This is a genomic window from Streptomyces sp. NPDC034049 (assembly GCF_055575575.1).
Genome location: NZ_JBVISJ010000025.1, coordinates 30,003 through 49,344 on the forward strand (window position 1 = coordinate 30,003; position 19,342 = coordinate 49,344).

At 72.1% G+C, this 19,342-nt stretch carries 17 protein-coding genes; 11 read left to right on the forward strand and 6 right to left on the reverse strand.

Annotated elements, in window-relative coordinates; all coding sequences use genetic code 11:
* The first annotated feature begins 13 nt into the window (after positions 1–13).
* The 10 genes from ACZ52C_RS39910 (at position 14) to ACZ52C_RS39955 (ending at position 13,815) form a co-directional block, all read left to right on the forward strand.
* Positions 14–739, forward strand: a complete 726-nt coding sequence (locus tag ACZ52C_RS39910; protein WP_086804080.1) for a CIS tube protein — start codon at positions 14–16, stop codon at positions 737–739.
* Complete coding sequence (locus ACZ52C_RS39915; RefSeq protein ID WP_469079436.1) at positions 739–2,640, forward strand: VgrG-related protein; 1,902 nt, start codon at positions 739–741, stop codon at positions 2,638–2,640. Before ACZ52C_RS39910 ends, ACZ52C_RS39915 begins: the two co-directional genes overlap by 1 nt.
* An 85-nt stretch (positions 2,641–2,725) precedes the next feature.
* Entirely contained in the window at positions 2,726–3,196 is a 471-nt protein-coding gene (locus ACZ52C_RS39920) for a GPW/gp25 family protein (RefSeq protein WP_469079437.1), read from the forward strand.
* Positions 3,196–5,154: a putative baseplate assembly protein gene (locus ACZ52C_RS39925; protein WP_469079438.1), complete on the forward strand. Its 1,959-nt coding sequence runs from the start codon at positions 3,196–3,198 to the stop codon at positions 5,152–5,154. The genes ACZ52C_RS39920 and ACZ52C_RS39925 overlap by 1 nt, the downstream gene beginning before the upstream one ends.
* 163 nt (positions 5,155–5,317) lie before the next feature.
* Positions 5,318–5,875, forward strand: coding sequence for a phage tail protein (locus tag ACZ52C_RS39930; protein WP_469079439.1), 558 nt, complete (start codon positions 5,318–5,320; stop codon positions 5,873–5,875).
* Positions 5,872–7,488: an NADase-type glycan-binding domain-containing protein gene (locus ACZ52C_RS39935; protein ID WP_469079440.1), complete on the forward strand. Its 1,617-nt coding sequence runs from the start codon at positions 5,872–5,874 to the stop codon at positions 7,486–7,488. The genes ACZ52C_RS39930 and ACZ52C_RS39935 overlap by 4 nt, the downstream gene beginning before the upstream one ends.
* A gap of 100 nt (positions 7,489–7,588) precedes the next feature.
* Positions 7,589–9,787 (forward strand): McrB family protein, encoded by a 2,199-nt coding sequence (locus tag ACZ52C_RS39940; RefSeq protein ID WP_469079441.1) that lies wholly within the window; start codon positions 7,589–7,591, stop codon positions 9,785–9,787.
* A 143-nt stretch (positions 9,788–9,930) separates the two neighbouring features.
* Positions 9,931–11,202 carry an McrC family protein gene (locus ACZ52C_RS39945; protein ID WP_469079442.1) on the forward strand — a complete coding sequence of 424 codons (1,272 nt, stop codon included), beginning with the start codon at positions 9,931–9,933 and terminating at the stop codon, positions 11,200–11,202.
* Between the two features lie 26 nt (positions 11,203–11,228).
* Positions 11,229–11,786, forward strand: coding sequence for a glycoside hydrolase family 25 protein (locus ACZ52C_RS39950; protein ID WP_469079443.1), 558 nt, complete (start codon positions 11,229–11,231; stop codon positions 11,784–11,786).
* 1,294 nt (positions 11,787–13,080) lie between these two features.
* Positions 13,081–13,815: a hypothetical protein gene (locus ACZ52C_RS39955; RefSeq protein ID WP_469079444.1), complete on the forward strand. Its 735-nt coding sequence runs from the start codon at positions 13,081–13,083 to the stop codon at positions 13,813–13,815.
* Positions 13,816–13,870: 55 nt separating this feature from the next.
* On the opposite strand, the gene ACZ52C_RS39960 is transcribed toward ACZ52C_RS39955, so the two are convergent.
* The 3 genes from ACZ52C_RS39960 to ACZ52C_RS39970 form a co-directional block, all read right to left on the reverse strand.
* Positions 13,871–14,569 (reverse strand): NADPH-dependent F420 reductase, encoded by a 699-nt coding sequence (locus ACZ52C_RS39960; RefSeq protein ID WP_469079470.1) that lies wholly within the window; start codon positions 14,567–14,569, stop codon positions 13,871–13,873.
* A 110-nt stretch (positions 14,570–14,679) separates the two neighbouring features.
* Positions 14,680–14,892, reverse strand: coding sequence for an EF-hand domain-containing protein (locus tag ACZ52C_RS39965; RefSeq protein ID WP_469079445.1), 213 nt, complete (start codon positions 14,890–14,892; stop codon positions 14,680–14,682).
* A gap of 71 nt (positions 14,893–14,963) precedes the next feature.
* Entirely contained in the window at positions 14,964–15,878 is a 915-nt protein-coding gene (locus ACZ52C_RS39970; protein ID WP_469079446.1) for a helix-turn-helix domain-containing protein, read from the reverse strand.
* A 52-nt stretch (positions 15,879–15,930) separates the two neighbouring features.
* Here ACZ52C_RS39970 and ACZ52C_RS39975 point away from each other — a divergent pair, with 52 nt between their 5' ends.
* Positions 15,931–16,581 (forward strand): GNAT family N-acetyltransferase, encoded by a 651-nt coding sequence (locus ACZ52C_RS39975; RefSeq protein ID WP_469079447.1) that lies wholly within the window; start codon positions 15,931–15,933, stop codon positions 16,579–16,581.
* An 85-nt stretch (positions 16,582–16,666) separates the two neighbouring features.
* Here ACZ52C_RS39975 and ACZ52C_RS39980 read toward each other — a convergent pair whose 3' ends face one another.
* The 3 genes from ACZ52C_RS39980 to ACZ52C_RS39990 all read right to left on the reverse strand — a co-directional run bounded on the left by ACZ52C_RS39980 (position 16,667) and on the right by ACZ52C_RS39990 (position 19,218).
* Entirely contained in the window at positions 16,667–17,299 is a 633-nt protein-coding gene (locus tag ACZ52C_RS39980) for an ADP-ribosyltransferase (protein WP_469079448.1), read from the reverse strand.
* Between the two features lie 84 nt (positions 17,300–17,383).
* A complete protein-coding gene (locus tag ACZ52C_RS39985) occupies positions 17,384–18,607 on the reverse strand; it encodes a YncE family protein (protein ID WP_469079449.1) in 1,224 nt (407 codons plus the stop codon).
* A 107-nt stretch (positions 18,608–18,714) separates the two neighbouring features.
* Positions 18,715–19,218 carry an ATP-binding protein gene (locus ACZ52C_RS39990; protein WP_469079450.1) on the reverse strand — a complete coding sequence of 168 codons (504 nt, stop codon included), beginning with the start codon at positions 19,216–19,218 and terminating at the stop codon, positions 18,715–18,717.
* Between the last annotated feature and the right edge of the window lie 124 nt (positions 19,219–19,342).

Below are 19,342 nucleotides of genomic sequence, written 5' to 3' on the forward strand. Positions count from 1 at the left end.
CGGGGGACGGATCATGGCGAAAGGCAGCAAGGGCGGCGCGGGCAAGAGCCTCGTGCGGGCCACCCTGGCCATCCACGAGCCGCCGGTCGGGACGAGCACGACCCCCGGCGGACTGATCAGGACGTTCAGCTTCGAGTTCAACCCGGCGGAGCTGACGCTGCGTCAGGGCGCCCAGTGGAAGACCACGATCAGCGCGGCCGTGCGCGACGGCGCCCTGCCCGAGTTCATGGGGCCCGAGGCCCGGCAGATGAACGTCGAGATCTTCCTCGACTCCTCCGCCAGGCCGAGCGGCACCACAGTGCTGAAGAAGGTGGAGTCGCTGCTGTCGTGCTGCGAGGTCACCTCCAAGAGCCTCGCCGCGAAACAGCCGTCACCGCCCTGGGTGGTGTTCCAGTGGGGGTCGTTCTCGACGGCCCGCTTCACGGCGTACGTCAGTTCCGTGGACGTCACGTACTCCCTGTTCGGGACGACCGGCGTGCCGATCCGGGCCACCTGCCGGCTGTCGCTGCACGAGATCCCCAGCAACACCAAGGGGCAGAACCCGACGTCCGGCGCGCTGACCGCGCGGAGTGTGCACCGGGTCGTCGCGGGCGACTCGTTGCAGTCGCTGGCGTGGCGGGAGTACGGCAACGCGTCCGCGTGGCGGGCGATCGCGGAGGCCAACGGCATCGACGACCCCACCCGGCTGCCCACCGGCATCGAACTCGTCCTGCCGGCCGCCGAGGAGGTCGGATTCTGATGGTGAAACCGTCCTACTCCAACGTCATCCACGTCACCCTCGACGGCGCGAAACTGCCGACGGAGTACGCCGATCTGCTGGTCGGCGGCTGGGTCGACCTCGGGGCCGGGGTACCGGGCGCGTTCCGGCTCACCTTCCGGGACCCGCACGGGCTGCTGCTCGGCAAACTGAACGTCAGGTTCGGCACCAAGGTCGTCATCGCGCCCGTCGCCGACGGCCAGGGCGCGGGCACCCCGCTGCTCACCGGCGAGGTCACCGGTATGGAGACCGACTACGACGGCACCGGTACCTTCACCGTCGTGCGCGGCTACGACCCGGGGCACCGGCTGATGCGGGTGCGCAGGGTGGCGGCGTACCGCAATCAGACGGCCTCCGACATCGCCCGCAAGCTGGCCGGGATGAACGGCATCCCCGTCGGACAGGTGCAGGGCACCAAGACGGTCTACGACTTCATCTCGCAGTCCAACGTGACGGACTGGGACTTCCTCGCGCGGCTCGCCGACGAGAACGAGATGGTGATGTCGCTGGACTCGAAGGGGAAGTTCCAGTTCGTCAAGCCGAAGCCTGCGTCCGGCGCGCCCCCGACGAGCACCCCCGGCGAGAAGAGCCCGTTCGTGCTCCAGGCCGGTGTGGACATCCTGCGCTGTCGGGCCGCCGTCACGGCCGCGGACCAGGTCGGCCGGGTCGAGGCACGCGGCTGGAACGTCACGACCAAGAAGAAGCTCACGGCGACCACCCCGGCGAACGACAACCCCGGGATCGCCATCGGCACCACCCCGCAGAAGGCGGCGGGCGCCTTCAAGGCCGCCAAACTGGTGGAGACCGACACGCCGTACGACCTCCAGACCGAGGTCACGCACGCGGCCGGCTCCCTCGCGGACGACATCACCTCGTCCTTCGCCGAGCTGGAGGTCACCGTGCGGGGCAACCCGCAGCTGCGGCCCGGGGTGCCGGTGACGCTCACCGAGGTGGGCGCCCCGTTCGAGGGCAAGTACACCTGCACCTCCGTACGGCACTCCTTCGGCGACGGCAGCCACTACGAGACCTGGGTGACCGTCAGCGGACGGCAGTGGCGCTCCCTGTTCGGCCTGACGTCGGGCGGCACCTCCGCCGCGCCCCGGCTGCCCAGTGTGGCCAACGCGCTGGTCACCGACGTACAGGATCCGCTGAAGCAGGGGCGGGTGAAGCTCCAGTTCCCGTGGCTGGACGACACGTACGTCAGCGACTGGACGCGGACCGTGCAGATGGGGGGCAAGGGCGGTGGCGGGATCTTCCCGCTGGACGTCGGCGACGAGGTGCTGGTCGCCTTCGACCGGGGCGCGCTCGACCACCCGTTCGTGATCGGCGGCCTCTACAACGGCGTCGACAAGCCGACACCGGTGAAGGACGTGTGGCTGCACGACCCGGTGAAGAAGAAGGCGATCCGGCACACCCTGTCGGACCGCGAGGGCAACCGGGTCGACCTGCTCAGCCAGCAGACGGGCCTGCGCAAGCAGGGCGTACGGATCGCCAGCGGCAACGACAGGCTGATCATCAACCTGGACCGGACGAAGACCGAGATCACCGTGGACAGCAAGGGCGCCGTCAGCATCACGGGCGGCACCTCGGTGTCCGTGAAGGCGGGCACCGATCTGACGCTGAGCGCGCTGCGGTCGGTGACCATCCGCAGCGGCGGCCCCCTCAACCTCCAGGGCCAGGGCATGGTCGGCCTGCGGTCGCTCGGCGGCGCGGTCAACATCAACGCGGTCGGCGCGCTCGCCATGAACGCGGCCGGCGCCGCGACGATCAGCGCGGCCGGGACCGTGCAGATCAACGCCGTCGGGCAGGCGGCGCTGCGCGCGGCCAACGTCGACATCACGGGCATCGTGCTGGTCAACAAGAAGCCGTATCCGATCCCGTGACGGCCGTCGTCCGCATCTCCCTACGTCCACACGTCCACGCGTCCGCCGAGAAGTCGTACGTTCCAGAAAGAGGGGTGGCCCGCTGATGGCCGAGCAGTTCGTCGGATCCGGCTGGGCGTTCCCGCTGCGCATCGGGCCCACCGGGGGCATCGCCCTGGTCAGCGGGGAGCGCGAGGTCGAGGAGGCCATCCGGCTCGTCCTGGCCACCGCGCCGGGCGAGCGGCCGATGCGCCCGGAGTTCGGCTGCGCCATCCACGACCTGGTGTTCGCGCCGGTCAACGAGGCCACCGCCGGCCGGATCCAGCACGAGGTGTACGCGAGCCTCGACCGCTGGGAGCCGCGGATCGAGGTGACCGACGTCGAGGTGACGGCGGGCGCCGACCAGGGCGTCCTCTTCATCGACGTCCGCTACTCGATCCGCGGCACCAACAACCCGCGCAGCCTGGTCTTCCCGTTCTACGTCATCCCCTCCCACGACGAGCCGGACCTGGCCCCCGGGGGTTCCGAGGGCTCCGACCGTCCCGACTCTCCCGACCGTCCTGAAAGCGACCGCTGATGGCCCTGCCCTCCCCGAACCTCGACGACCGCCGCTTCCAGCAGTTCGTCGACGACGCCAAGCGCTACATCCAGCAGCGGGCCCCGGAGTGGACCGACCACAATGTCTCCGACCCCGGCGTCACCCTGGTGGAGACGGTCGCCCACATGGCGGACCAGATCGTCTACCGGCTCAACCGGGTGCCGGAGAAGAACCATCTGGCGTTCCTGGACCTGGTGGGCATCACCCTGTTCCCGCCCTCGGCCGCCCGCACGGACGTGACGTTCTGGCTGTCGGCGCCGCAGGAGGAGCCGGTGCCGCTGCCGGTGGGCACCGAGGTCGCGACGGTGCGCACCGAGAGCGAGGAGGCGGTGGTCTTCACCACCGAGCGCGCCCTGGACGTCGTCCCGTGCGCGTTGCGGCATCTGGTGACCCAGCGCCCCGGTGAGCCGGTGGCCGACCGGACCTCCGACCTCGCCGAGGGCAAGGACCTGATGTGCTTCGCCGAGTCCCCGCGGCCCGGCGACTGCATGCTGTTCGGGCTGACGGCCGCCGTGCCGCACTGCGCCGTCGTGCTGGAACTGGACAGCGTGGTCGACGGTGTCGGCGTGGACCCCCGCCAGCCGCCGCTGGTCTGGGAGGCGTGGACCGAGGACGGCTGGACCGCGTGCGAGGTCGACCGCGACGGCACGGGCGGCCTGAACCGTCCGGGCGAGGTCGTCCTGCACATGCCCGGCGGGCACACCCTGTCCCGCACCGGCGGCCAGGAGGCCGGCTGGCTACGCTGCCGGGTCACCGACCCCCTGCCCGGCCAGCCCTTCTACACCACCTCGCCGACCGTCCGCGCCGCCGAGGCCTTCACCATCGGCGGCACCACCACCGTCGTCCACGCGGAGACCGTGTACGACGAGGCGCTCGGCGAGTCCACCGGCCTGCCCGGACAGCGGCTGCGCCTCGCGCACTTCCCCGTGGTCGGCGACACCCCGCCCGTGCTGCTCCAGACCGCCGAGCACGACGGCTGGACCGACTGGGACGTCGTCCCGTCCTTCGCCGCGTCCACCTCCTACGACCGCCACATCACCCTGGACTCGGCCACCGGCGAGATCGCCTTCGGCCCGGCGGTGCGGGAGCCCGACGGGAGCCTGCGCCAGTACGGGGCCGTCGCGCCCAAGGGCGCCGTCATCCGGGCCGTGCGCTACCGCACCGGCGGGGGCCGGGCCGGCAACGTCGCCCGGGGCGCCATCCGGGTGCTGCGCACCTCCGTGCCGTACGTCTCCGAGGTCGTCAACCGGGAGGCCGCGCGCGGCGGTGTCGACGCGGAGACCGTGGAGGAGGCGAAGGTCCGGGCGCCGATCACGCTGCGCGCCCAGGAACGCGCGGTGACCCTGCGCGACTACGAGGAACTCGCCCGCCGCGCGGCCCCCGAGACCGCCCGCATCACCTGCCTGGAGGGCGAGGAGGGCGATCACGGGGCGTACGCGGTACGGGTGCTGGTGGTCCCCCAGGCGGTCCCGGACCCGGGCGGCCGGCTCCGCTTCGAGCAACTCGTCCCCGGTGACGCCCTGTTGCGCCGCATCACCCGGCACCTGGACGAGCGCCGCCTGATCGGCACGCGGCTGGCCGTCGGCCCGCCCTTCTACCAGGGCATCACGGTCGTCGCCACGGTGCACGCCTTCCGGGGCGTGGACACCGACCGGGTGCGCCGTCAGGCCCACGACGCGCTCTACCGCCACCTCGACCCGCTGACCGGCGGCGCCGACGGCCGGGGCTGGCCCTTCGGCCGCCCCGTCCAGTCCGGCGAGGTCTTCGCCGTCCTCCAGCGCGTCCCCGGCGTCGAACTCGTCGACGACGTCCAGCTCCACCCCGCCGACCCCCTCACCGGCAAACGCGGCGACCCCACCAACCGCATCGACCTCTCACCCCCCTCCCTGGTCTTCTCCTTCGACCACCGGGTCCGCGTGATCGGGGACAAGCAGTGAGAGACCTCGACGCCGCCCGGCCCCGCAACGGGGCGCAGCCCCGTCAGGGGCGCGGGGCTGTGACATATGCGGCTCCGCCGCGTGGGCGCGAGCAACCACGACGGACCCGCAGCCGCCGACGCACCGCACCCCCCGAGCTCCTGGGCGAGAAAGGCACCCACACATGAGGGGCTCCATAGACGGCCTCGGCTCGTCGCACCCCATCGGCACCATGCTCCCCGCCGTGTTCGCCGACGACGACCTCGCCCAACGCTTCATCGGCGGCCTCGACGACGTCCTCGCCCCGATCCTCTCCGTCCTCGACTGCCTGGACTCCTACTTCACGCCGTCCCTCGCCCCCGTGGACTTCACCCAGTGGCTCGCCGGCTGGGTCGGCGCCGAGACGGACGGCACGGAACCGGAGGACCGCCTGCGCGCCGCGGTCGCCGCCGCCGCGTACCTGCACCGGGTACGCGGCACCCGGCGCGGCCTGTCCGAGGCCGTGCGGCTGGTCTTCGGCGTGACCCCGGAGATCACCGAGAGCGGCGCCGCCGCCTGGGACGCCCGCCCCCTCGGACCGGTCCCGGGCGAACCCCGCCCGCGCCTGCACGTGGCCCTGCGCCTGCCCGACCCCACCCCGGCGGACGAACACCGGCTGGACAGCCTCGTCGCCGCCGCCCGCCCCGCCCACATGCCGTACACGGTCCAGGTGACCGCCGCCGAAAGGATCCCCGAGAGATGACCAGCCCGACCCCCGGCACCGGCCAGGCCCAGAGCTGCGCCGAATGCGGAACCCGCGGGGAGCCCGGCCAGTCCTTCTGCGACGCCTGCGGCGCGGTACTCGGCTGGTCCGGCTCCGGCGCCGCCAGGAGCGAGGCGGCGCCCGCGACGGGCGACGCCCCGGCCGACGGCACCCGCACGCCGGACGCGCCCCCGAACCGCCCCGCCCCCGCGGTCGCGCCCGCGGTCGCGCCCGGCCCCGGCCACCCGAGCCCCGAAGCTCCCGCGCCCGCCCCGGCCCCCGCGCCGGCTGCCGCGGCGGCCACCACGCCGGCCCCGACGGGCGCCGACCGCCCCGCCACCGGGGGCGAACCCGGCTGGGACGCCTTCGCCCACCCGGGCGCCGGAACGGGTACGGCCCGCACCGCGCACGACACGGCCCAGGCGGGCACTTCCCAGGCGGGCACGGCCCCGGCGGGTACAGCCCCGGCCGCCGCCACCGGCGTACGCGACCCGGACCCCGGCACGGCGGCCCGCCCGGACGCACCCGCCACCGCCCACCACATGACCGCCCCGGTGGCCCCCGCCGCGCCCGAGGCCCGGACCCAGCCCCAACCCCAGATCCCGCCCCCGGCCCAGGCCCACCCGGTGGCGGCCCCCCACCACCACCCCGGCGACGAGGACCCCACCACCCCCCTGCCCACACACACCTCCCCGGCGCCCACGGCCCCCGCCCCCTCCGCCGCCGACCGGGCCAGGTCCCTCCTGGTCCCGGTGGCCGACCCCGAGCCCCGCGCGCCCGCGGAGCCGGCCGTCGCCCCCGTGCTGCCGGGCCGCCCCGATGTGCAGCGCCCCCAGGTCCGCGCCCCGCAGCCGGAGTTCGGCACCGAGGGCGGTGTGCCCTGCCCGTGGTGCGGGACCCCCACCCGGCCGGACCGGCACTTCTGCGCACGCTGCGCGATGCCGATGGCCGGCCGCACGGAGGCACCGGCCCGGCTGCCGTGGTGGCGCCGGGTGCTGACCGGCCGCAACACCGAGACCCCGTGGGCGGGCGACCGCCCCCGGCTGCGCCGCGGCTTCGGCCAGATCCTCAGCTGGCTGGTCGGCGCCCTCGTCCTGACCCTGATCGTCACCCTCGCCTTCCAGGCCGACGACGCCTACCAGGCGACCCGTGACCACTTCGCCAAGCGCGCGTCGGTCGTCCCGGACAGCTTCAAGGCGTCCCGTTCGTTCCCCGGTCACAAGCCGCAGCTGGCCTTCGACACCTACAGCAACACGTGGTGGGGCCCGGGTGTCACCCAGTCCGGCGAGGGCGAGTGGATCGAGGCCCGCTTCGAGGAACCGACGCGGCTGCTCGACGTGGTCATCACCCCGGGCGTCTCCAAGAACGCGGACCAGCGTGCGGAGTCGGCGCGCCCGCACCGTATCGAGGCGAAGATCACCGCCGCCGACGGTTCGGTCTCCACCAAGACCCTCGTCCTCGACCAGAGCGCCGGCGGCCAGCGCCGCAAGTTCCGGGTCGGCGAGGCGGAGACCGTCCGCTTCACCGTGCTCTCCGCCTACGGCGCCGACGCCAAGAAGCAGGTCGCGATAGCCGAGATCGAGTTCTTCGGCCGCTCGGGCGGCACCAGCTGAGACCCGGCGCGGCCCCCTCGCCGCCCGCCCCGTCACGTGACGACCGCCAAGGCCCCTCCTAGGGTGGGCACTTCGGACGTGAGAGGGGCGGGCGGTGGGCATGGGAGCGGACCAGCCGGTGGGTGCCGAGGTCGTGGCGGAGGTGCGGCGCGTCTTCCATGACGGGCTGCTGAGCGGGAAGTCGACGTTCACTCCGGAGACGGACGCCTGGACCGAGGCGACGGCGTCGGATCTGCGCGCCCGTTTCGTGGACCGGCCGGACGAGTCGTCGGACACGTTCCTGGTCAAGCTGAGCCGCCAGCTCGACGGCGCACCGGCCGCCACCGTCGTCCTGGCGGCCGAACTGCTCTTCGTGAACATGGCCCCGCTGAAGCCCGAGCAGATCGGCCTCAGGAAGAAGCTCCAGATCCTCGGCGAGGTCCTCTCCTGGGCCGGGCTCGCCCATCTGGCGACCGCCGAACGCATGGAGCGGGGCCTGACGGGGTTCCTCAACGGCGGCCAGGGCTTCCTCAACTACCGCTGGGCGCAGTTCCAGATCCTGGTCCTGCTGGTGGAGCGGCTCGCGGGCCTGCCCCACGCCGAGCGCGAGGCCGTGCTGCGCGACCCGTGGCGGTTCCGCGAGGAGTGCCTGGACGTCCAGCGCTCCGTGGGCCACAAGAAGGGCCGCGCGCAGATCCATGTCCTGCTTCACTGCCTCTTCCCCGACGTCTTCCAGCCGATCGCCAGTGCCCACCACAAGCAGGAGATCGTCAAGGCGTTCGCCGACGAACTGCCGGAGGTCACCGGCGACGACGACCGTGACCTGCTGGAGCTGCGGAGGATCCTGGACGCGCGCAGCGGGGAGCGGGTGTGGTTCTACGCCGACCCCTGGGTGGCCCGGTGGCGGCACACCGCCGTCGAGCACGAGCAGCGGGGCTGGCTGGTCCGCGGCTTCAACGTCGACGGACGCAACGTCGTACCGGACTGGCTGGAGCGGGGCTACTGCTCGGTGTCCTGGAAGGAGCTGCCGGACATCCCGGCGGGCACGGCCAAGCAGGAGATCCAGCGGACGGTGCGGGAAGGGCTCCCCGACGACAGCTCCCAGTCGCGCGGACAGTCCGTGTACCAACTGCACGCGTTCCTCACCCTGATACAGCCCGGCGACCTGGTGGCCACCGTGACCGCGGACGAGGTCCACGTCGGTACGGTCGAGGGCCCGGCGGTGTACGACACCTCGGAGGGCCTCGACAACGCGCGGCGGCTGCCGGTGCGCTGGGCCACCGCCGAGCGGCCGCTGAGGCGCGCGGAGCTGCCCCAGGCCGTGCAGAGCCGTCTGACCCGGCCCCCCACGGTGTACGACATCAGCAGCGTGGCCGCGGAACTCGCGGAACGGGCCGGTCTGGAGGGCAGCGTGGCCGAGCCGCTGATCACGGCCGACGTCACCAAGCCCCTCGAACTGCCGCCCGTGACACAGGAGTTGGCCGACCGCCTGCTCATGCCCCTGCCCTGGCTGGCGGAGACCGCCCAGCAGCTCCAGGAGCAGCGCCAGCTCGTGTTCCACGGGCCGCCCGGTACCGGCAAGACCTATCTGGCCCGGGCCCTGGCCAGGCATCTGGCGGGACCGGACCGGGTGGAACTCGTCCAGTTCCACCCCTCCTACACCTACGAGGACTTCTTCGAGGGCTTCCGCCCGGTACCCGGCGAGGGCGCGACGGGCGGCGCGGGCTCGGTGGTGTTCGACGTCGTCCCGGGCCCGTTGAAACTGCTGGCCGAGCGGGCGCGGAAGGACCCGGCCAACCCGTACGTCCTGATCGTCGACGAGATCAACCGGGCCAACCTGGCGAAGGTCTTCGGCGAGCTGTACTTCCTGCTGGAGTACCGCGACGAGCCGGTCACCACGCAGTACAGCCCGCACGAGCCGTTCCATCTGCCGGGCAATCTGTTCCTCGTCGGCACGATGAACACGGCGGACCGGTCGATCGCCCTCGTCGACGCGGCGATGCGCCGCCGCTTCGCCTTCCGCCGGCTCTCCCCCGAGCGGCCTCCGGTGCACGGCCTCCTGGACCGCTGGCTGCGCCATCACGGTCTGTCGGAGCTGCCCGCCCGCCTGCTGGACGAGCTCAACCGCCGCCTCGGCGACGCGGACCGCGCCATCGGCCCGTCGTATCTGATGAAGCCCGGCGCGGCCCGCTCCGAGGGGCTCGACCTGATCTGGCGCACCCAGATCCTGCCCCTGCTGGAGGACCAGGAGTACGGCACGGGGATGAACGTCGAGGAGGAGTACGGTCTGGCCTCCCTGCGCGCGGCGCTGGGCTCATGACGACCGCGCTCCCCGGAGCGGGAGCCGGGGCGGGGGCCGGAGCCGGGTCGGGAGCCGGAGCGGGAGCGGGAGCCGGGGCGGGGGCCGGAGCGGGAGCGGGAGCCGGGGCGGGGGCCGGAGCCGGGTCGGGAGCCGGAAAGCCCGTGGCTCCCCCGCTTCGGCTCACCGTCGACGAGACCGGGCCCGGCACCGTGCGGGAGCTGACGGCCGACCAGGTCGCGGGGCTGCTGTCGGCCCCCGGTGCCGTACGGCTGACCCCAGCCCCCGGCGGTCGCTGGCGGGTGGCGGGGAAGCAGAAGGTGGGCCTGGTCCGGCTGCGCACCCCCGCGGGCGAGGCGATCGAACTGCTGCTGCGGCCCAAACTCCCCGTCCGTGACCTGCTGTTCCTGCTCTCCCACTCACCCACCGACCCCTGGCACGCCGAACGGGAGCAGGTCACCGCGGCCACGGCGGACGAGCTGCTGCCCGCCCTCGCGGACCTCCTCGCCCGGGTCGCGCGCCGCACCCTGGAGTCCGGCGTCCTGCACGGCTATCGCACGGTCGAGGAGGACCTCCCGCTGATCCGGGGCCGGGTCCGCACGGCGGACCAGCTCCGCCGCGTGGGCCTGCCCCTCCCGGTGGCCGTCCGCTACGACGACCACACCCCGGACATCGCGGAGAACCGTCTCCTCCTGGCCGCCCTCCACCTGGCCGCCCGGCTGCCGGGCGTGCCCGCCCGCACCCGCTTCGCCCTGCGCCACCTCGGCGACCACCTGCGCGGGGTCCGCCTCCTCCACCCGGGCGCACCGCTCCCCTGCTGGACCCCGACCCGGCTCAACGCCCGTTACGCCCCGGCACTCCGCCTCGCGGAACTGCTCCTCACCCACCGCTCGGTCCAGCCGGAGGGCGGGGCCCCGCTCCCCACCGACGGCTTCCTGCTGGACATGCCGGCGGTCTTCGAACGATTCCTGACCGTGACCCTCACCGCGGCCCTCGCCCGCCACGGTGTGCGCTGCGCCGCGCAGGAGACGCACCACCGGCTGGACGAGGCCTCCCGTGTCCCGTTCCGCCCGGACCTCGTCCTCTACCGCGGCGGCCGGCCCGTCTCGGTGGCGGACGCGAAGTACGCGTACGTCACCCCCACCGCCCCGCCCACGTCCCACCTCTACCAGCTGCTCGCCTACTGCACGGCACTCGGCCTCCCCCACGGCCACCTGATCTACGCGGCCGCCACCCCCGCCGCCGGCGCCGACCCCGCGCCCCACGTCGTCCGCCGGTCCGGCATCACCGTCACCGCCCACACCCTCGACCTCGCCGTGCCGCCCGCCACGCTCCTCGCGGACGTCACGAACCTGGCCCAACGCATCGCCGGTGAACGGACAGCCGGTGAACGCATCGCCCCCGGGCGGCCCGCCACCGCCCCCACACCCGACTGACTCCCCCCACCCCTCCCGGAGACCCCATGCTGCGCGGCATCGACGTCAGCTCCTACCAGTCCTCCTCGTACGACACCACCGGCCTCTCCTTCGTCTTCGTCAAGGCCACCGAGGGGCGCACGTACACCAACCCCAAGCTCGCCGCCCAGACCAGGACCGCCCGCGAGGCGGGCCTGGTCGTCGGCTTCTACCACTTCCTCTGGCCGGGCGACCTGACCGCCCAGGCCGAGTACTTCGTCAGCAAGGCCCCGGAGCGGGCGGGCGACATCCTGGCCGTCGACTGGGAGACGACGGGCGAGGGCACCCACGCCACGAACGCCGAGAAGGACCGCTTCCTGCGCACCCTGAAGAAGCTCCGCCCGAACCACCGGGTGATCCTCTACTGCAACCGCCACTACTGGCTGACCGTCGACGCCACGTCCTACGCCGCCGACGGCCTCTGGATCGCCGACTACGTCACAGCGGGCAAACCCCGCATCAAGGCCGAGTGGCGCTTCCACCAGTACACCGACAACCCCCTGGACAAGAACGTGGCGAACTTCCCGACCAGGACCGCCCTGCGGGAGTGGGCCGCAGGGAACTGAACGACCACCACACGCGAGAATGCCCGTATGAGCGTGTGGGACGAAGAGCCGGACTGCGTACGGGAGTTCTATCGCAGGGCGGTCCGGCGCGCGCTCCGGGACGAGGACATCCGGGCCTATCTGTCCCTGAACCGACCGGAGATCAGCGCTGAGGCGTTGTTCGCCGCCATGCACGAGGACGCCGTCGCCGACGTCGTTCTGGACGAGGACGAGAAGTACGAGAGACTGTGGCGACTCGGACAGCGTCTCGATCGCAGCCGTGTCGAGTTCCGTACGGCGGCCGCTCGTTGCGCCCCTCAGGGTTTCGCCTTCCTGGGCATGGTTCTGTTCGTCGCGCTGCTGCGCTTTCTGCTGTCCCACACCGTGGGGATGGCCTGGTGGGGTGACGCGCTTCTGCTGGGCTTCGTGGCACTCGGGGCGCTCGCGGAGTTCTACGAGGAAGCGGGCAGGGACAACTTCACGCGTCAGATGTGGGCCGTGTACCGGTACGTCCGATGGTGCCGTTGGGCGGTGCGGACGTATCCGTCTCTCGCACTGTGGAGTCGTTCCCCACTGAGCCATCGCATGGTGCCGCATCTGAGGCGTGAGATCACCAACCTCCTGGGGCCGGAGCACGACAGCCTTCTGGTCACCCGGCACCACAGGGGGCTGCTGCACGCCCACGATCCCGGTTTCTGGGTGTCCGACCGGGCCGAGAGGTCGCTGCGCCACAAGCTGGATCAGATGGACGGCGGGGCCATCGCACTCTGCGGCCCTCGGGGTGTGGGCAAGACGACGCTGCTGCGGAAGGCCTGCGAGGGCCAACTCGAAGGCGCCCACACGGCGGGCCACTTCCATGTGATCGTGCAGACTCCGGCGAACTATCGTCCGGAGGAGTTCTTGCTGAGTCTGTTCCAGCAGGTCTGCCGCGACTTCCTCTTCCGTTTGGGCCACAGTGCGCACGAGCCCTACCTGCTGCGTGTACGTCCCCCCGGCCTGGGCCGGCGTCTCCTGCGGTGGGGGTCGCGACTCCTCAGGGTTGCCGCGGGACTGTCCCTGATCCTTATAGGCCTCGAAAGCTGGGTCAGAGGCACCTATCGCTGGGCTGAGTCCGAGGGGCGGGCCACGACCCTCCACTGGCTGGGGCGGCTCCAGGACGACTACCACTCCACCTGGCAGGACCATCCGGGAGCGACCCGCGCGGCCTTCGTCGTGCTGGGCGTTCTGATCATCGCCCGGGCCCTGCCGCGGCCCCTGTTCGCACGCTCGGGGCGGACATACATGGTCCGCGCCTGCCAGCAGTGTCGAAGGGACCGTGGGCCTCTTCGGCAGGATCAGGGACGCGGATCGCACGGTCGTCGCCGCCCACCCCGACGTCACGGGTCACCCTCTCCCCGAGACCGAGGAGCGAGCGCTCCTCTCGGCGGGCTGGAAGGCGGTCGGCGACAGCTACGAGCCCGACGCGGCCGCCGCTCTGCAAGTGGCCCGTGCCTACGATCCGGAGCTGCTGCCGTACGGCGCCGTCACCGAGGTCGAACACCCCGATCCGACGGTCGAACGGTGGATCGAGCGCCTTGTCGAGTGCGACCCGACCGCTGCACACGTCACGCTCGCTCGTGCCCGGAGCGCGGAAGCGGAGGCCTTCTTCATCGACCCGTTGACCGGCATGCCCGCCCTTCGGACCGGCGGCGACGCTTCCGAGCGTGGCAGGTGGCGGTTCTACGCCCCGCTGTCGCTGCCCACGAGCGGACAACTGGCCTCCGTCGTGCTGCGGGACACCGCCTGGATCACAACCGACGAAGGACTCGTCTCTCCGGCGCCCTGCACAGCGACCCAACACTTCTGGTGGGGCGACGGTTGGGGCGACCGCCCCACCGAGCTCGCCTATGTGGTGTCCCTGCTCCTCGACGATCTGCGAGCCGTCCCGGACTTCGACGAACAGTGGTCGTCGGCACCACGCGGCCTCGTCACCCTGTTCAACGAGGAGCACGCTCCGGGCAGCGAGGTCAGCCGGGCGGCCTTGCTGCACGCCCGACTGACCTCGGAGTGACCACGCCGCACCCGTCCCTGGTGGTGGGTGCTGTGCGGGACTTTCACAACACCCCCTAGCCGCGGAAGTCCGGTGTCCGTTCCCGGGATGCCTCGGCGAGGGCCTTGGTCACTGCCTCGGTTCCGGCCCGGAGGCCGTAGACGGGGGTGTCGGGCTGCTGGCGCCAGGAGTCGTCGAGGCCGCCGGCGTCGACGGTGTCGAAGCCGAGTTCGTCGATGAGGGAGCGGATCTTCTTCTTGGCCGCCTCGTCGTCGGCGGCGACGGGGAGGGCGATGCGGTCGGGGGCTCCGGCGGGGCGGTGGCGGTCGAGGATGTCCTGGGCGTAGGTGCCGTTGAAGGCCTTGACGACGGTGTGGCCCAGCTGCTGTTCGATCCAGCGGCTCTCGGTGAGGCCGTCGTCCTCGATGGCGGCGATCCTGCCGTCGCGCTGCTGGGGGTAGTAGTTGTTGGTGTCGATGACGGCGACACCGTCGGCCGCCTCGGCGAGGAGACCGGACGGCAGGTCCGGGACCGCCTTCAGCGGGACCGTGACCACCACGACCTCGGCGCCGCGCGCCGCCTCCTCCACCGGGACCGGGGTCGCGCCCGTCTCCTCGGCCAGTGCGGTGAGGGTCTGCGGGCCCCGGGAGTTGGCGACGGAGACGTCGTGGCCGAGGGCGGTGAGCCGTCGGGTGAGGTTGCCGCCGATGTTGCCCGCGCCGATGATGCCGATCTTCATGTCAGGCCACCTTAGTTTTGATGCATACGCATGTATTGCTGGGCTCAACCCCCGTCCGTTCTTCGCTATTCCCCGTTCCCGCGCCCCGGCACGACGGAGGGGCGCCCCCGTCGCACATGACGGAGAACGCCCCTCGGCCGCTCGGCTCACTTGTTCAGGTGGGCCCAGAACTCGTCGAACGACAGGAGCTTGTCGCCGTTGAGGTCGCGGGTGCGGATGATGACCTCCGCCACGGACTCCGTGACGTTCCAGTCGCCTTCCTGGGCCAGGGCGGTCTTGAACTCCGCGGCGGTGATGTACCCGTCACCGTCCGCGTCGATCCGCTGGAACTCCTTGCGCGCTGCCTCGATGTCCGCCACCGATCCGCCCCTTCTTGGTGCTCTGCCTCTACCGGGCAGTCCTGCCGACAGTCCTACTGACGCAGGTCAGATTAACCGTCCCCACGAGCGCGCAGTGCGGCGACCACCCACGCGAACTCCTCGGTGTGCGCCGACAGCGGTTCCAGGCCCCGCACCAGCGCGGCCAGCTCCCGGAACCGGGCCAGGTCCGCGTGGGCCGCCGAGGTGACGCGTTCCAGCAGGACGGCCCGGTCGGTGTCGCCCAGCAGCCCGGCGAGCACCTCGTCGGCACGCGGCGAGACGGGGTCCACGCCGTCCCGCAGCGCCTCCCCCGCGACCTGCACCAGGCGGCTCATGAACCACAGGGAGGTGCCGGCCGCCACCTCCGGCCCCCGGTCCGCCGCGTTGAACTCGACGGTCTGGCGCATCCGCGTCCGGAACACCGGGTCCTGGAGCATCTCGGCCAGCTCCACCCACGCGTCCACCTGCTCGGGCGTGGGGTCCTCCGGCAGGTCCGCGAGGCTGAACCGCAGCCGGGTGCGGATGTCGGGGTCGGCGGTGTCGAGTCCGCCGAAGGTCTCCTCCATGAAATCGTCGATGATCCGCCCCCGTTCGGCGGCGGACAGCCGGGCCAGTCTGTTCATCAGCGTCGTCTCCTCCACGGTCGAGCCACGTCGCGCCACGGTCGACAGCACCGCCCGGGTCACCTTCAGGGCGCGGATCTGCGCGTCCAGCGCGGTCACATGGGCGGCCGCGACCTCCGCGAGGGTCGTCTCACCCATGAGCACCTGCCGCACGTGGTCCAGGCCGAGGCCCAGTTCCCGCAGGGTGCGGATGAGTTCGAGCCGGGCGGCGGACTCGGCGTCGTACAGGCGGTAGCCGCCCGCGCTGCGGGTGACCGGGTGCAGGACACCCTCGTCCGACCAGTAGCGGATCGTGCGGACGGACAGACCGGAGCCGCGGGCGAGCTGCCCGATGGTGAAAAGGCCGGTGCCGTGATCGATCATGTCTGGGAGTGTGGGCCTTCCAGTGGGTGGAGACTCAAGGAGTACGGCGGCGATGGAGAGTTTGCGGGACATTCTGGACGCGGCGGCCGCGGGAGTCTTCCCGCCGGCGGACGGCGGTACGACGGTCGTCGCCCAGCACTCCCCCCGGGACGCGGGGGTCCTGTGTTTCACGGCGCACTCCGTCGTGTTCACGGACGAGGACCCGCGGTGGGTGCGCGAGAGCCTCGCGGCGACGGAGTGCGACGCGCTGTCCGCCAGCATGAACCCGCGCTTCCTCGCGGCCCTCATGGAGCGGACGGGCCGTACGTCCGAGACCATCGACGCGATGCTGGTCGCCTCGCCCCTGCCGGGCGAACCGCCGCTCCCGCTGCGGGAGATCGAGGACCCCGGTCACCCCCGGGTCGCGTACGCGCGGCTGCGCCGTGACGACGTACGGGTCTGGACCGTGGACGGCGGCGTCCTGACGACGGGCCGGGGGATCGCCGGCCGGCTGGAGGTCTCGGTCGAGGTGGACGAGGACGCACGGCAGCGGGGGCTGGGCCGGGCTCTGGTGCGCGCCGCACGCCACGTCGTCGCCGAGCCCTTGTGGGCGCAGATCGCGCCGGGGAACGCCCGCAGCGTGCGGGCGTTCCAGTCGGCGGGCTACCGGCCGGTGGGCTCGGAGATCCTGCTCATCCCCCGACAGCCGATCGGGGACCGGTGACCGGTGACCGATCGGGGACCGGTGACCGGTCGGGGCCGGGGAGCCGCTGAGGGCCCGGCGGCGCGGGGCCGGCGGGGCGGCGGTGTCAGTGCCAGGGCTCGTAGTGCGGGTTGCTCACGCACTCGCTCATCTTCTCGGTCTTGGTCTTCTTGTCGACCGGGCAGACGCCGATGATGAACTCCGTCCTGATGCCGCCGGGGAAGGCGACCTCGACCTGGTCGGCCCATTTGTGCTGGTCACCGATGGTCCTGTTGACGTCGACGCCGCCGGGGGCGTCGATGTAGTAGTTGTAGCCGGACTTGTACCAGGTCTTGTACAGGTCGTGGTCGTAGGTCGTGGAGACGTACGGCGAGGGCTGGTTGACCAGGACGTACTGTTCGATGTCGTACTGCCCGTCGATGACGTCCTTGGGGTGGAAGCCCTGCTCGAAGACGACGGCCGGGCCCCGGCTGTCGCTGCGGTAGAGCGTGCCGCAGCTCGTCCGCCAGACCGGCTCGGGCGTGATGCGCTCGACGTCCACACGGCGGTCGACGGCGGCGTGCACCGGGTCCTCGAACCGGGGGCAGGTGGGGGCGGCGGCCCGCGCGGACGCGGCGGCGGCCTCGGCAGGCGTCGAGGCGGACGACTGTGCCGGGGCGGTCGCGGCGGAGGTCGCGAGGACGGCGGAGAGGGACAGGACGACGGCGGCGGCCCGGCGCCGCACACGAGAAGTGATCATGCGGAGCACGATCTCGGCTGTGCGGCGCCGGGCCGGGGACCCTCACTCGTACGGAGGCGTGTCAGCCCGCCCGGTTGTCCTGTGTCACCGGAAGATGCCCGTGTGCCCGAGGGAGTAGCGGCCCGGCTGCGGGTACACCGCGAGGCCGTGCGGGCCGCTGCCGACGGGGACGCGGGCGAGCTGCTTCCCGGTGCGGGTGTCGAGGGCGTACACCTCGGAGTCGTAGCGGCCGGAGAGCCACAGGACCTTGCCGTCGGCGGAGACACCGCCCATGTCGGGGCTGCCGCCGTCGGGCAGGTGCCACTTCTCGGTCAGCTTGTCCTGGGTGAAGTCGAAGACCGAGACGGTGCCCTCGCCGCGGTTGGAGACGTACATCTCCCGGGAGTCGCGGCCTACGTAGAGGCCGTGGGTGCCCTTGCCGGTGGGCAGCAGCTTCGGCTCGTCGAACGTGTCGCCGTCGAGGACCCACATGCCGTCGGCCATCATGTCGGCGATGTAGAACCGCTTGCCGTCCGGTGAGATCTTCACGTCCTGCGGCATGGCCCCCTCGAACGGCAGTTTCCGCTGCGCGACGACCTTCATCCTCGCGGTGTCGACCTTGAGCAGTTCGCCGCTGAACTCGCAGGACACGATGAAGTACGTGCCGTCGAGCGAGAAGTCGGCGTGGTTGACGCCGTAGCAGGTGACGGGCTCGGTCTTGATCCGCTTCATGGTGTGCGGGTCGCGGAAGACGAGTTCGCGGTCGAGGGAGGCCATGACGACGGCGTACTTGCCGTCGGGGGTGAAGTACAGGTTGTACGGGTCGTGCACCTCGACCGGCTTGCCCGCCTTGCCGGTCCTCGGGTCGATGGGGGTGAGGGTGTGGCCCCGGTTGTTGTTGACCCACAGGGTCTTCAGGTCCCACGAGGGCACGACGTGCTGGGGCTGGCGGCCCACCGGGATCGTCTCGATGATCTCGTACGTCTTCGGGTCGATGACGGAGACCGTGTCGGACTCGCTGTTGGGCACGTACACCCGGGACGGGAAGTCCTTGACCACCGGGGAGAGCCGGTTCGGGCGGTCGGCGGCGTAGACGTCCTCGGGGTCGAGCACGGGCGGCATGCCGCGCAGCCCCCGGACCGCCGGCCGCTGCTTCTTCTTCCGCTCGGCGGCTTCGGCCTCGGCGGCCCGGTCGGCTCGGGCGCGCTGCTCCTGCTCGGTGGTCCCGGCATCGGAGCCGCACGCGGCCACGGCGGCGAGGACGGCGGCCGCGAGAAGCGCGCGCTGCACGAGGGTGCACTGCTTGAGGGAGGTGCGGGGCGTGGTCACGCGACCTTTATAGGGAGGCTCACCCCGAATATCGGCGATTCGCCCGATCGTCGGAGGTGCGCGCCGAGGTCCGGCGGAGGTGCGCGCGGAGGTCCGGCGGGAGGGCCCTAGCGGTCCGCGACCCGCATCTCGAACCAGGTCGTCTTGCCTCGCGGCAGCAGGTCCACGCCCCATCGGTCGGAGAGTTTGTCCACCAGGAACAGGCCGCGTCCGCTGATGTCCATCTCCTGGACCGGGATCAGACAGGGCAGCCCGCGCGAGGGGTCGCGGACCTCGACGCGGATCCAGCCCGGCCGGCGGCGCATACGGAGTCCGAAGACGCGGGCGCCGGTGTGCCGTACGGCGTTGCCCACGAGTTCGGAGACGAGTAAGACCGCATCCTCGGTCATCTTCGGCGACAGGCGCCACTGGCGCAGGACGACGACCTGGGCGAGCCGCCGCGCGGTGGCCGCGGACTCGGGACGGGACGGGAGCGGAACCTCTGCCTCGGTGGGGTTGCCGAACAACTCCAGTGCCTTCTGCGCCCGTTCGTCCTCGATCGCAGGTGACCAACGCGCCGCGGTCGCACTCCCGTGCCGCCGCGGCTGTTCGATACCCTCCAGCCCCGCCATGCCCCCCATCATGGCCGCCCAGAGCCCCCTGCGGGGCCGTTCCGCAGGAATACAACCCCCGGAACCAACCATTCCGGGGGTTTCTTCTGGCATATGCCAGCGGCAGCAACCTTCCTGCCGCAGC